The organism is Acinetobacter johnsonii ANC 3681, from assembly GCF_000368805.1.
Taxonomy (GTDB): Bacteria; Pseudomonadota; Gammaproteobacteria; order Pseudomonadales; family Moraxellaceae; genus Acinetobacter; species Acinetobacter johnsonii.
In genome coordinates this window covers 1,543,254-1,555,646 of record NZ_KB849705.1, presented here as the reverse complement: position 1 = coordinate 1,555,646, position 12,393 = coordinate 1,543,254, and the positions used below count along the sequence as shown (strand labels likewise).

13 protein-coding genes are annotated in these 12,393 nt (G+C 42.7%); 7 read left to right on the top strand and 6 right to left on the bottom strand.

Features of this window, described 5'->3' with window-relative positions; genetic code table 11:
- The 5 genes from F946_RS11625 to moaA all read right to left on the bottom strand — a co-directional run bounded on the left by F946_RS11625 (position 1) and on the right by moaA (position 4,467).
- On the bottom strand, positions 1 to 252 hold the full coding sequence (locus F946_RS11625) for a MoaD/ThiS family protein (RefSeq protein WP_004982502.1): 252 nt from the start codon (positions 250 to 252) through the stop codon (positions 1 to 3).
- Positions 253 to 448: 196 nt separating this feature from the next.
- Positions 449 to 1,054 carry a molybdenum cofactor guanylyltransferase gene (locus tag F946_RS11620; RefSeq protein WP_004982500.1) on the bottom strand — a complete coding sequence of 202 codons (606 nt, stop codon included), beginning with the start codon at positions 1,052 to 1,054 and terminating at the stop codon, positions 449 to 451.
- Between the two features lie 140 nt (positions 1,055 to 1,194).
- Complete coding sequence (locus tag F946_RS11615) at positions 1,195 to 2,412, bottom strand: molybdopterin molybdotransferase MoeA (protein WP_004982496.1); 1,218 nt, start codon at positions 2,410 to 2,412, stop codon at positions 1,195 to 1,197.
- The gene (gene moaCB, locus F946_RS11610; RefSeq protein ID WP_004982494.1) at positions 2,409 to 3,332 is read right to left on the bottom strand and encodes a bifunctional molybdenum cofactor biosynthesis protein MoaC/MoaB; all 924 of its coding nucleotides are present in this window, start codon (positions 3,330 to 3,332) and stop codon (positions 2,409 to 2,411) included. The genes F946_RS11615 and moaCB overlap by 4 nt, the downstream gene beginning before the upstream one ends.
- 139 nt (positions 3,333 to 3,471) lie before the next feature.
- Positions 3,472 to 4,467, bottom strand: a complete 996-nt coding sequence (gene moaA / locus F946_RS11605) for a GTP 3',8-cyclase MoaA (protein ID WP_004982492.1) — start codon at positions 4,465 to 4,467, stop codon at positions 3,472 to 3,474.
- Between the two features lie 377 nt (positions 4,468 to 4,844).
- On the opposite strand from moaA, the gene F946_RS11600 reads away from it, so the two are divergent.
- The 6 genes from F946_RS11600 (at position 4,845) to F946_RS11575 (ending at position 10,919) form a co-directional block, all read left to right on the top strand.
- A complete protein-coding gene (locus tag F946_RS11600) occupies positions 4,845 to 7,259 on the top strand; it encodes an FdhF/YdeP family oxidoreductase (protein ID WP_004982490.1) in 2,415 nt (804 codons plus the stop codon).
- Between the two features lie 87 nt (positions 7,260 to 7,346).
- Entirely contained in the window at positions 7,347 to 8,147 is an 801-nt protein-coding gene (gene fdhD / locus F946_RS11595) for a formate dehydrogenase accessory sulfurtransferase FdhD (RefSeq protein WP_004982488.1), read from the top strand.
- An 84-nt stretch (positions 8,148 to 8,231) separates the two neighbouring features.
- Complete coding sequence (locus F946_RS11590) at positions 8,232 to 8,582, top strand: winged helix-turn-helix domain-containing protein (protein ID WP_035326753.1); 351 nt, start codon at positions 8,232 to 8,234, stop codon at positions 8,580 to 8,582.
- 282 nt (positions 8,583 to 8,864) lie between these two features.
- A complete protein-coding gene (modA, locus tag F946_RS11585; protein ID WP_407637080.1) occupies positions 8,865 to 9,605 on the top strand; it encodes a molybdate ABC transporter substrate-binding protein in 741 nt (246 codons plus the stop codon).
- Entirely contained in the window at positions 9,605 to 10,297 is a 693-nt protein-coding gene (gene modB, locus F946_RS11580) for a molybdate ABC transporter permease subunit (RefSeq protein ID WP_004982482.1), read from the top strand. Before modA ends, modB begins: the two co-directional genes overlap by 1 nt.
- A 4-nt stretch (positions 10,298 to 10,301) precedes the next feature.
- Positions 10,302 to 10,919 (top strand): ATP-binding cassette domain-containing protein, encoded by a 618-nt coding sequence (locus F946_RS11575; RefSeq protein WP_004982479.1) that lies wholly within the window; start codon positions 10,302 to 10,304, stop codon positions 10,917 to 10,919.
- Positions 10,920 to 10,962: 43 nt separating this feature from the next.
- Here the strand turns inward: F946_RS11575 and F946_RS11570 are convergent, their stop codons facing one another.
- Positions 10,963 to 11,376 carry an Mpo1-like protein gene (locus F946_RS11570; RefSeq protein WP_004982478.1) on the bottom strand — a complete coding sequence of 138 codons (414 nt, stop codon included), beginning with the start codon at positions 11,374 to 11,376 and terminating at the stop codon, positions 10,963 to 10,965.
- A 67-nt stretch (positions 11,377 to 11,443) separates the two neighbouring features.
- Here F946_RS11570 and F946_RS11565 point away from each other — a divergent pair, with 67 nt between their 5' ends.
- The gene (locus F946_RS11565) at positions 11,444 to 12,268 is read left to right on the top strand and encodes a helix-turn-helix transcriptional regulator (protein WP_004982476.1); all 825 of its coding nucleotides are present in this window, start codon (positions 11,444 to 11,446) and stop codon (positions 12,266 to 12,268) included.
- Positions 12,269 to 12,393 lie beyond the last annotated feature (125 nt).

The following is a 12,393-nucleotide window of genomic DNA, read 5'->3' as shown; positions in this document are numbered from 1 at the left end:
TTAGCCTCCGGCAACGGGTGAAAGTAATACCAAGGTGCTATCTTGTACTAATCGACTTTGACGCGCCACAATATCTTCACCAATCGCACAAGCACAGCGCTCAAGTAGGTCAGAAGCAGATGGATAACGTATTTTTATTTCATCGAGTACATCAGCAACCAGACTGTTCGGCACACAGCTCAGGCTAAGTTCAGCAGGAAGATGCTTTTCAATTGCACCATAAGCCTCGATTTTGATATGAATGTCCTGCATGTCGCCTCTGTCAAAACGGATTTAAAAAATAGGTTGCTGACTTCAATTTATTGAATACTTATTAATTCACTTTAGCATTATTTAATTTGATCATTAAAATGGAAAAGTCAGTTTTTACAGACAAATAAAACACTATTTTTCTTATAGATGTGGCTATTTCTATCTATGACAGAACGGTTTGAATGATATGACTCGACTAAGAGTCTAATGAATTTTGGTAATCATGCACTTCTTCAAATGAATTGAGGCTGTGGTAAGTCAAACGTGAGTTTTGAATATCTACTATTTGTGGCGATAGATTGTTGAAACAGCGTTTTAAACTGAATTGTTGTTGGTGCAAATGTTTATTTAAGGTTTCTAGACTATTGCGTTTTAACAAACAAAAAGGGTAGAGCGCTTGTCCATTGATATTCAGGTAGACAACAGAAGAGCGCGGATGTTGTTCTAATGTGTGATGGAGGCGTTGCAATATATCTTGTGGAATGTTGGTAATATCACACGGGATAAATAAAATATAATCAGCCTGCACATATGACCATGCTGTTTGCATACCGATTAAAGGCCCTAAAAAACCGGCGCTATTATCTTTGAAACAGCGAATATCAGGAATCAACTCACTATATTGCGCATAATCGCGATGACTATTGATCCATATGTCCTGAACTTTTCCATCAAAAGCTGAATATATTTTTAACAACTGGATTTCATGGTCAAATCTTTGCAAAAGCTTATTGACCCCATTCATTCGTGTGGCTTTACCACCCGCTAAAATCACCAGTGCTGTTGCTGGGTAGTTTTGCATGATTTTGACCTAACATCCGTGTATAGGGGGAGCAATAACGATCGTTCAATATTGAGATGTACGGTCTAAGACAAAGCTGTCCAAGCCTTAGACCGTGTGCAAAAAAGTATTTGGTTGATATCACTATCCAATCTATGTTCTTAGATCGAGATGAAATCGACATAGTCCAATGTTACAGGGGCATCAGATCGAGCAGGGATTCGAACTATACTATTGGCTCGATTTAAATTACTGAGCATGTGGGATTGTTGTTTGCCGAGTTTGGAAACGGTTAATTGTCCAAATTCGTTGACATCTAATACCATGCGAACCAGTTGCTCACGGCTGTCTTGTTTAATGCTGTCGTTGAAGCGAGCTTTTTTCCACGCGGGTGCAGGACACGTAACCCCCTGTAAAGCCGCCAATAATGTCGATACATGTACAGCAAGACAGGTGAGCACAGCAGCAGGGTTCCCAGGCAAACCAATCAAATAAGAATGATGATAGTCTGTCTGATATTCAGCAAAATATAGTGGTTTACCCGGTTTTTGTGCAACTTGCCAGAAAATCTCTTTGGCACCTAAAGCCATTGAAACAGGTCGAATCAAGTCATAATCGCCTACCGAAACACCGCCTGTAGTAATGACTACATCATAATGATTCATGACATTCGAGAGCGCTTGTGTGAGTATCTTCTCATCATCAATCACATGCTCTAAATGCACTTCAGCAAAACCGTGTTCTTTAAGCCAAGTACGGACCATTGGGGCATTGGCATCGAACACTTTAGATTGATTGTCCAGTTGCGTACTGACTTCATCACCAGTAATAAGCACTGCAATTTTAGGTTGGCGATAAACCTCGACATCCTGAACCCCCGCCATACTGAGTGCCGCAACTAAACCGCTGCCTAAATGCTGGCCTTGTTGCGCAAGTGTTGTCCCGATGGATAACTCCTCACCTTGATAACGAATGTCTGCTCCTTTATCCAAAGCTTGAGTTAGAGTCGCTTGCTTATGGCTACGCGTGATAATTTCCTGTCGAGCCACAGTATCTGCTGAGCTTGGCAGTTTGCCCCCAGTAAAAATACGAACGGTTTGTCCTGTTTGAATCTCAATATGTTCTTCAATACCTGCACGAATTTCACCAACCAATTCAAAACTAGTAATTCCTGCTTGTAAGTCTTCAGAGCGCAGCGCATAGCCGTCAACCGCACTTTGGGTAAATAGAGGCAAGGCAACTGTTGATAAAACATCTGCCGCTAAAACATGTCGATGTGCTTGTACTAAAGGCAAAGTAACGACAGGCAATGTTTGGACGGTGCTATAGTGTTCAAGAGCTTGATCGAGTGTAATTAAACCAACGCCAGAGCAACTCATTCATAGCCTCCTGGATGAGGTAGATCACGGCAGACATCAAAAATATGGACCAAAGCAGGTAAAATGGCTGCCATAGATTCACTTGCACCACCACGGCTGCCCGGAAGGGTAATCACCAATGAACGGTCGATAAAACCTGCAACGCCACGTGACATCGCAGCATAAGGGGTACGTTTTTGTCCGAAAGCACGTGCGGCTTCCATCAGGCCATTGAGCTCACGTTCAAGTAAAGGCTCAAGTGTGTCTACTGTAATGTCACGTTTGCCGATGCCTGTTCCGCCTACCGTAATAATGCAGGCATAAGATTGAGTGAGCTCTAAGACCAATGCTTTTAACTGATCGGCTTCGTCAGGTAAAATTTGATAATGAATTGGATCAAAACCAGCTTCGGTTAAGGTCTCGACGACGGAGCGGCCAGCAGTATCGGGTTTACGACCTGCGGCAACGGTATCTGATAGAACCAATACTGCCGCAGAAACAGGCTGACGCAAATGACGTTTAAAGTGTGATTTTCCACCTTTTTTCAGATCGAGTTTACATTGCTGAATGATCAACTCATGCGGTTCGCAATGGGGTTTGAGCATGTCGTAAATGGTGAGGGCCGCAATACTGGCAGCGGTCAACGCTTCCATTTCTACACCTGTTGGCCCAATCGTTTCAACGGTTGCACGAATAACCACACGGTCGACAAGCAGTTCAAAATCGACATCGGCACGGTAAATAGGCAGGGGGTGACACAGCGGAATCAGTTCATCAGTACGTTTTGCGGCTAAAATCCCAGCAATGCGGGCTGTTTTGAGAGCATCACCTTTTTCTGTATTGCCGTCGGCAAGAAGTTGTAAACAATGTGCAGGGGCAAGCAGTTCAGAGCTTGCAGTTGCAACGCGATAGCTTTCTGGCTTCATGCCAACGTTTTTCATAAAGTATTCCGAAACATTGAAGTGTTGATCTAAAGTGAAACTGTTCGATCAAGAGAAAAAGTTTATGACGTATTTAGATAACACAAAAATAAATGCGGATACAGTCGAATGACTGACAAACTCAAAATTAACCAGTTGATTAACCCCCTATGGCATGCATACTGATTTTGCGTGTTGGGGCATGTTGATGTTCAATAAACCCTGCTTTTTTATGCCATACCGCATTCAGAATCTGGGCTTGTAATAAAGCGGAATCTTTTTGTTGAAGTAAATGACGCAGCGGTGTTCCCATATTGGCAAATAAACAGGTAAAAAGCTCTCCCGTTGCAGTGATACGTAAACGGTCACAGCTTTGACAGAAGGGTTTGCTGATGGTGGAAATAATGCCTAATGTGTACTGATCATTAAGCAGATAAATGGTTGCAGGGTCATGTTGTCTGGCTTGTTTCTGAATCTGAAAATGAGGATTAAGTGTTTGGATAATGTCATCTTCAGTGATGACTTTTTGAGGCTGCCAGTGCTCAGGTTGATCTAGAGGCATATATTCAATAAAACGTAATGCGATCTTCTGTTGATAAGCCCATTGGGTCAGTTCAAGCACTTCATGATCATTTTGTCCTGCGACTAAAACACAGTTTAATTTTATCGGGAGATTGGCTTGTTGTGCTGCCGCAATGCCTTCGAGAACAGGTGCTATCGGACGTTTGGTCATGTTCATAAACGTGTCTGCATGAATGCTATCGAGGCTGATATTAAGATCATCTAGTCCTGCTTCTTTTAGCGCTCGTGCATACTTGTTTAAATAGAAAGCATTACTGGTCATGGAAATACGTTCTAAACCCTGTGGCTTGAGCCGATTCAAAGCATCAATAAAATTGACTACGCCTTGACGCATCAAAGGCTCACCACCTGTTAAGCGGATGTGCCGAATGCCTAGCCCCACCATCATTTCACAAAAGGTTAAAAGCTCTTCAAAGCTCAAGATGTCTTTTTTTGCCAACCATTCCGGCCTATCGGCCATGCAATAACTACAACGATCTGTCAGTGAGATTCGGAGTTTATGTTTATGACGGCCAAATTGATCGATCAGTTGCGCTGACCTATGTTGTAAGCGTGCAGTCGTCGAACCGTCCATAGTCGCTCCACCTCGTATTTACATAGGATTTAGTTTTTATAAACGAGAGTATGAAATGTTTTATTTCAAAGATCAAACGGCGTCTTGAAGCTGTTTAGTTCATTCATTTTCAAAAAATGAGAGGGTATTCCTCGAACACGATCCATCAAGTCATTGTCTTTTGTAATAATTCATCTATTGAAATTGCATACTAAAAGGGTGATATTTTTGATCAGAAGTGTTTTTGGAATTGTGCCAAGAAACGCAGGCATGATGAATAAGAAAAGAGCAATAAAAAAGGGATGAGCAATCCAAATCGCTTGCAAGTATGAGCAAAGTGAACAGTGAATTGATCATTGCAGAACTTTTTACCGAAGATAAATATTGAGGGCGGTGAGATGGAAAACACTGAAGATAAAAAGCATAACGATGAAGAAACCAGCTATGCGCGAATAGAGCCTTATACCAATCCTGCGGGTGGATGGGGTGCGTTGTTAAGTGTTGCAAGAAACTTAAAGCGACAGGAAGTTTTCAAAAAAGGTACGATTACGCTTCTCAATATTAACCAACCCACGGGTTTTGACTGCCCAGGATGTGCATGGCCTGAAAAGAAAGATGCACATGCCTTTAACTTTTGTGAAAACGGTGCGAAAGCCGTTGCTTTTGAAGCCACATCAAAACGTGTTACACCTGAATTTTTTGCGACCCATACGGTCAGTTGGCTGTCTGAACAAAGTGATTTCTTGCTTGAAGATTCAGGTCGTCTAACCGACCCAATGCGCTATGACAGCGCGACCGATAAATATGTGCCCATCTCATGGGATGATGCTTTTGCCTTAATCGCAAAACATTTACAAGCCTTGGATCATCCAGATCAAGCGGCATTTTATACTTCTGGTCGTGCCAGTAATGAAGCGGCGTTTCTATATCAACTCTTTGTCCGTGCTTATGGTACCAATAATTTTCCAGACTGTTCCAATATGTGCCATGAGACCACCAGTGTTGGCTTACGTGACTCAATTGGTTTGGGTAAGGGAACAGTGACTTTAGAAGATTTTGATATCGCCGATGCGATTTTCAGTTTTGGGCATAATCCAGGCACCAACCATCCGCGGATGCTGGGGACTTTACGTGAAGTGTCGCGTCGTGGTGGCAATATCGTTGCCATCAATCCACTCAAAGAGCGTGGATTGGAGCGCTTCCAAGATCCGCAAGCAGCTGTTGAGATGATGACCAATGGCAGTACACCCATTAGTCGTTATTATTTCCAACCCAACGTGGGTGGCGATTATGCACTCATGTTCGGGATGCTGAAACATTTACGTGAGTGGGACATTCAAGCACTGGCAGCTGGGAAAAAGAGCGTTTTTGACCGGTCTTTTATCGAAATGAATACAGTCGGTTTTGATGCCATGATGGAAGAAATTGATCGAACTACATGGTCAGATATTCATGCACATACGGGACTTCGCCCTGAGCATTTAGAATCTTTAGCTAAAATGTATTTGGATGCTAAAACGGCCATTTTCTGTTGGGGCATGGGGATTACACAGCATCGACACGGGACTGCGAATGTACATATGCTGGCGAACTTAATGTTGGCTAGAGGGCATATTGGTCGCTCAGGGGCAGGTTTAGCACCGATTCGCGGGCACAGTAATGTGCAGGGAGATCGAACCATGGGCATTAATGAACGACCGAGTCCAAAATTACTAGATAGTATTGATCATGTCTTTGGGGTCAAATCACCACGACATCATGGTTTTGGGGTAGTGGATACCATTAAGGCCATGTATGAAGGGGATGTAAAAGTCTTTATTGGTTTAGGTGGTAACTTTGCTGTTGCCACTCCAGATACACCGTATACACAAGAAGGCTTACGTCGTTGTGATTTGACGGTACAGATTGCAACGAAGTTGAATCGTAGCCATTTGGTTTGTGGTAAAGAGGCATTACTTTTACCCTGTTTGGGCCGTACCGAAGTTGATATGCAACAGCATGGGCCACAGGCCGTCAGTGTTGAAGATTCCATGAGTAATGTGCATCTTTCAGCAGGGCGTAATGAACCTGCATCCAAGAATCTACTTTCAGAGCCTGACATTGTGGCACGTATGGCGGCAGCCGTCTTGCCAGACAGTGATATCAAGTGGAAATGGTATGTAGAAAGTTATGACCGTATTCGAGATTCGATTGAAGACGTATTTGATGAATTTCATGATTTTAATGCACGTGTCTATCAGCCGGGTGGTTTTCACTTAGAGCATCCTGCCAATCAGCATGTGTGGAATACGCCTGTAGGCAAGGCACAGTTTTTAATTACGCCGTTGGCTGAAGTGTATGCCGATAAAGAGCATCAATACGCTGAACAATATACAGGGGCCAAAGTCTATACCCTAATGACCACACGCTCTCATGACCAATACAATACAACCTTGTATGGACTCGATGACCGTTATCGTGGGGTATTTGGTCAGCGCCGTGTATTGTTTATGAATGCCGAAGATATCGCTGCGGCTGGTTTTGTTGCAGATCAATGGGTGGATATCGAAAGTATTTATTCGGATGGTGTTAAACGTGTGGTTCAAAGCTTCCGTATCGTACCGTATAACATTCCACGGGGTAGCCTCGCAGCCTATTATCCGGAAACCAATCCATTGGTTGCGCTCAGTAGTCATGATAAACACGCCAAAATACCGGCTTCGAAAAGCGTGCCTGTGATTTTACATGCAGGTCAAGCGCCTGAACATTTCAACTTGGCACAAGCCGTTGATCCTGAAGATGCCAATCAGATCGTGAATCGAGAGGTTAGTTGATTCAATGCTGAAATGGCGCCTGATTTGCAGGTGTCATTTTTTGCATGATTGAAAGGTTTAGTGTTTAGGGAAGATTGGAAAATTATTATGGATATTCGGGCGTCTAAGTTGAGTTCTCTGGGGTATGAAACTGTTGATATCCAGCGTTTAAGTGAAAATAGAGCTGTTGAACAATCTGATTTTGTGGTGCAAGAATATCCTATTGCCTTGGTTTATAATGGGATTTCTCATGCAGTAATGATGGCAACGCCAGCAGATATTGAAGTTTTTGCGAAAGGCTTTAGCTTGTCTGAAGGTATTTTGACGAGTTTGAAAGAGCTTTATTCTTTAGACATACACGAAACGGAATTTGGAATCCAAGTCGAAATGACGATTTCTGCCCGCGCCTTTATGGCGCTCAAACAACATCGACGGATGATGGTTGGACGCACGGGTTGTGGTCTCTGTGGAATTGAAAGTTTACAGCAGCTTCATTTGGATTTACCTCAAATTACCACAGCCATCTGTGAGGGATGGTTAGCTCAAATTCCGCAAGCCATTGCTCAACTCAATACCCGACAGAAAATCACCCAAATGACGGGTGGTGCACATGCGGCTGCATGGGTTGAAGCAGGGGAAATAGTGGCTTTGTTTGAGGATGTAGGCCGACACAATGCTTTAGATAAACTATTGGGTTATATTGCAGAAAATCATTATGATGTAAATCAAGGTTTTGTCGTGATGACCAGCCGCGCCAGTTATGAGTTGATTCGTAAGTGTGCTCAACTGAATATTGCCTTGCTGGCGTGTATTTCAGCCCCAACCAGTATGGCGATTAATATGGCAAAGCAGTCAGGTTTGACCTTAGCGAGTTTTTGCCGCGGTAATGGTTTTGTTTTATATACTTGATATTCAAAATTTTGCTGTATAAAAAGTAAAAGGTTTTTCTTTAGGTCATCTGCTTTGATGACAGGTCTTTATTTGAGTGAATGTATGCAGGACGTTAAATTAAAATTACAGCTCAGAATACTTCTCAATCAAGACATTGCCTTTGGGCCAGGTAAGGCCGAGTTATTGGAAGAAATTCGCCGTACAGGTTCAATTTCTCAAGCTGCAAAAAGTATGAATATGAGTTACCGCCGTGCATGGCAGTTGGTTGAAACCATGAATCATAGTTTTCAGTCAGGATTGGTCGAAACTCAAAAAGGTGGAACGCATGGGGGTGGGGCAAAACTCACGGACTTGGGCGAAAGTATTTTAAGTCAGTTTAGACAGATGGAAATAAAAGCACGCCTTGCGATTGAGCAGGATTTTGAAGAAATAGCTCAACACCTTAAACCATAATCTAGCTAGTTAGGTCAGCTAATCCTTTTCGTACCCAGTAATTGCTTACACGAATAAGCTTCCTCTATTTGATAAAACCTCTTATTTAATCACTCGATAGCAAGAGCAGTATCAGTCACGTGATTAAGATACAAACACTTTAACTTGAATGATAAATAATCTGTTTCTGGAATTGACGTTGCTTATGTATCCATATATTTTTAAAAACATATCGGTCAATTTATAACGCTTAAGGGGAACATGGTGCTGCTCAATTTTAAGAATAAGTGCATGCAATATGCGATGTTGTGTTGTGCTTTGGCTCTTGCGGCACAGGTACATGCAGAGCAAGCCATTACCGTTTATGCAGCAGCCAGTTTGACCAATGCTATAGCAGATGTCGATGCAATGTTTGAACAACAAAAAAGAGTACGCGTGAAAACCTCTTATGCAGGCTCGTCGACTTTGGCCAAGCAAATTGAAGCGGGTGCACCTGCAGATGTTTTTATTTCGGCAGATGAACAGTGGATGAATTATCTGCAAAATAAAAAGTTAATTGTACCGAATAAACGTGTGAATTTATTGGGCAATCGTCTTGTTTTGATTTCGCCAAAAGCTAAGCCCGTCAAAATAAAAATGGATAAAAGTTTTGATCCTTCTACCGCTTTTCAAGGCAAGCTTTGTACAGGGGACACCAAAAGTGTTCCAGTCGGAAAATACGGGAAACAGGCGCTGACCGCACTGGGGTGGTGGTCAAAACTTGAACCAAGATTGGTTGAAACGGAAGATGTCAGAGCTGCGCTCAACTTTGTAGCGCGTGGCGAATGTCAGCTTGGCATTGTTTATGCAACCGATGCTGCTATCAGTAACCATATCACCGTCGTTGGCGTTTTCCCTATCAGCAGCCATACCCCGATTGTTTATCCTTTAGGCCTTGTAAAAAATAATCCCGATGCGCTAGCTTTTTATCAGTTTGTACAGAGTAAACAAGCACATGCAGTCTTTAAAAAATATGGCTTTACCGTTTTATCTGCTGCTAAGTGATGATGTTTTCTTTATCGGCTGAAGAGATAGAGGTACTCAAGTTATCCTGCCAAGTGGCTGCAACCTGTTTGGCCTTTAGTCTGATCCCTGCATTGGCAGTGGGTTGGGTTTTGGCACGTAAAGAGTTTTTTGGAAAATCATTATTTGAAACCTTTATTTTCTTACCTTTGGTGCTGCCGCCTGTGGTGCCGGGATATTTGCTGTTACAGGTTTTTGGAGGAAACGGAATACTGGGTAAGTATCTTGAGCCCTTTGGACTGAATTTTGCATTTAATTGGAAAGGCGCAGTTTTGGCTTCAGCCGTGATGGGCTTTCCACTCTTGGTTCAATCGATTCGTTTGGCCATAGAGTTGGTGGATCAACGGCTAGAAATGGCGGCGAAAACGCTCGGTGCTTCCTCCTTGGGTACTTTTTTTTATGTCACTTTGCCTTTAGCCAGCAGTGGCATATTGGTAGGGGCGATTTTATGTTTTTGTCGCAGTCTGGGTGAGTTTGGTGCAACCATTACCTTTGTCGGTAACATTGCAGGCGAGACCAGAACCTTGCCCTTGGCCATGTATAGCTTGATGCAGCAACCCGACACAGAACAAGCGGTTTGGCGACTGATTATTCTGTCATTAACTGTGGCATTTTTGGCGTTATGGTTTGCCCAGTGGTTCCATCGCTATCAGAAAAACAAACGAGGGCATTAAGACGATGATTAACTGTCATATTCAGTTAAATTTAGGCAGATTTAAACTCGATCAGACATTTTCATCTGAACATCCTGTCATTGGTTTATTTGGAGCGTCAGGCTCAGGAAAAACCAGTATTTTGCATGCCATTGCAGGACTCAATACCCCAGCAAATGGCTGGATTAAAATCAATCATCAGACATGGTTTGATGCGAAAAATAAGATTAATTTAAACGTGCAGCAACGTCATGTAGGTTTGGTCTTTCAGGATGCACAACTGTTTCCACATATGACGGTGATGCAAAATTTATTGTTTGGCTATAAGCGCATTCCGCCTGAAAGCCGACGTTTTGATCCTGATTATATTATTGAACTGCTTAAACTTAATCATTTACTCAGTCGTATGCCGACGAAGCTTTCAGGTGGTGAAAAGCAGCGTGTTGCATTAGGTCGGGCGTTATTATATTCGCCAAATTTATTATTATTAGATGAACCATTGTCTGCATTAGACGCTGCACATAAACAGGAAATCCTTCCTTTTTTTCAAACTGTCCAACTTGAAACCCATATCCCGATGTTATATGTCAGCCATGATATGGATGAAATTAAGCAGCTGACCGAAGCAGTTTGGTTGTTGTAGTCTGAAACTGCCCTATAAATATATAAGACAGTCGCATTTTTATTTACCAATCAACGCGTTTGAATAAAATGTCTTTATACATTTTAAAATCACAGGCTAAGCTGTAGAGAGGGTATTTAAATGTGGCTGGCTTATTGTGCTCAAAAAAGAAATGTCCGACCCACGCAAATCCATAACCCACTACAGGCAAAGCCCAGAGTAGTTTTGGATTTTTGGTCATCGCTGCAGCCGCGGTAATCCCGATCACACAGGTGGTTCCCACAAAGTGTAAACGTCGGCAAGTGGGATCTTCATGCTGAGAAAGATAGAAGGGATAGAATTCTTTTAATGTTTTATAACGGCCATCACTTCCTTTAATTTGCACATCAGGGCTTGCAACTAATGCAGAAGAATGATTTGCGTTATTCACCAAATCTTGCATATTGTTTTTAATTTGGGTTTGGGTATTCTGTAACATGTCCTACTCCTTTAGTGTTTACTAGGCGTAGTTTTAAACAGTAAACCAAAGATGGTCTTGAACGAATATGCTATCGCAAAGCAAGGATGCGAGTTTAGGGTTGGCGCACCAAAGTAAAATTTACACTTGGGATGGTGTCATTTTGTATGTGACTCATGAGCAGTTGAATAATGCCCATGCCCATTTTCCAGCACTTCTACAAATTGGCTTGGGCACACCTTTTGCAATCACTTTAGACGACCAAGTACGTCGTTATCACGATATTGTGGTGATGGCACCCAATGTGATGCACAGTACCGATTCAGAAAATCAACCTTATCTGGCACTCATGATTGATCCTGATCATGCGCTCTATGGATACTTGCATCCATTGCTGAATGGCGAACAGATTTGTTCCTTACCAGCCTCTTGCCTCGCTTCGTTTTATTCACAGCTTCAAAAGTTGATCGCTGGGCAACTTACTCCTGATGATGCCAAACAATTGGTTTTAACACTGCTGTCAACGTTAAACCCAAATCCGTTGCAGGTATTGCCATGGGATGCCCGCGTTTTACAAGCCTGTCATTATATTCAACAACTTGTACCTCAGCAGATTCCCACAGTAGCCCAAGTCGCGGCACATACGGGGCTGTCTGAGTCGAGACTGATGCACTTGTTTAGCCAGCAACTAGGGATTTCAATGCGTCGCTACATTCTTTGGTTGCGTATTCGCTATGCCATCAAACTCTGGGCAGCAGGTCGGAGTTTGATTGATATTGCCTTGGAAGCGGGTTTTGCCGATCAGGCACATTTCACCCGAACTTTACGTAGCATGGTCGATTTTGCACCCTCGATGCTGAGAGGCAAAACCATCTTTGTGAATGACTCCATTAAAACACTATCGACGTCATAGCGTGTTAAGTTGCTTGATAGCACACGGAAATAGCAGAATCATTCAAGACAGGTTTCGCTATTTTACGAAGAATCAGTTTATGTTGAGAGAAGGACTTAAGCAGGGTTGGGCTTTTTCCTTCAAGC

Excerpts from the sequence above, each read along its gene's own strand:
- F946_RS11625 (WP_004982502.1), bottom strand. The coding sequence starts at position 252 with ATGCAGGACATTCATATCAAAATCGAGGCTTATGGTGCAATTGAAAAG.
- F946_RS11620 (WP_004982500.1), bottom strand. The coding sequence starts at position 1,054 with ATGCAAAACTACCCAGCAACAGCACTGGTGATTTTAGCGGGTGGTAAA.
- F946_RS11615 (WP_004982496.1), bottom strand. The coding sequence starts at position 2,412 with ATGAGTTGCTCTGGCGTTGGTTTAATTACACTCGATCAAGCTCTTGAA.
- moaCB (WP_004982494.1), bottom strand. The coding sequence starts at position 3,332 with ATGAAAAACGTTGGCATGAAGCCAGAAAGCTATCGCGTTGCAACTGCA.
- moaA (WP_004982492.1), bottom strand. The coding sequence starts at position 4,467 with ATGGACGGTTCGACGACTGCACGCTTACAACATAGGTCAGCGCAACTG.
- F946_RS11600 (WP_004982490.1), top strand. The coding sequence starts at position 4,845 with ATGGAAAACACTGAAGATAAAAAGCATAACGATGAAGAAACCAGCTAT.
- fdhD (WP_004982488.1), top strand. The coding sequence starts at position 7,347 with ATGGATATTCGGGCGTCTAAGTTGAGTTCTCTGGGGTATGAAACTGTT.
- F946_RS11590 (WP_035326753.1), top strand. The coding sequence starts at position 8,232 with ATGCAGGACGTTAAATTAAAATTACAGCTCAGAATACTTCTCAATCAA.
- modA (WP_407637080.1), top strand. The coding sequence starts at position 8,865 with ATGTTGTGTTGTGCTTTGGCTCTTGCGGCACAGGTACATGCAGAGCAA.
- modB (WP_004982482.1), top strand. The coding sequence starts at position 9,605 with ATGATGTTTTCTTTATCGGCTGAAGAGATAGAGGTACTCAAGTTATCC.
- F946_RS11575 (WP_004982479.1), top strand. The coding sequence starts at position 10,302 with ATGATTAACTGTCATATTCAGTTAAATTTAGGCAGATTTAAACTCGAT.
- F946_RS11570 (WP_004982478.1), bottom strand. The coding sequence starts at position 11,376 with ATGTTACAGAATACCCAAACCCAAATTAAAAACAATATGCAAGATTTG.
- F946_RS11565 (WP_004982476.1), top strand. The coding sequence starts at position 11,444 with ATGCTATCGCAAAGCAAGGATGCGAGTTTAGGGTTGGCGCACCAAAGT.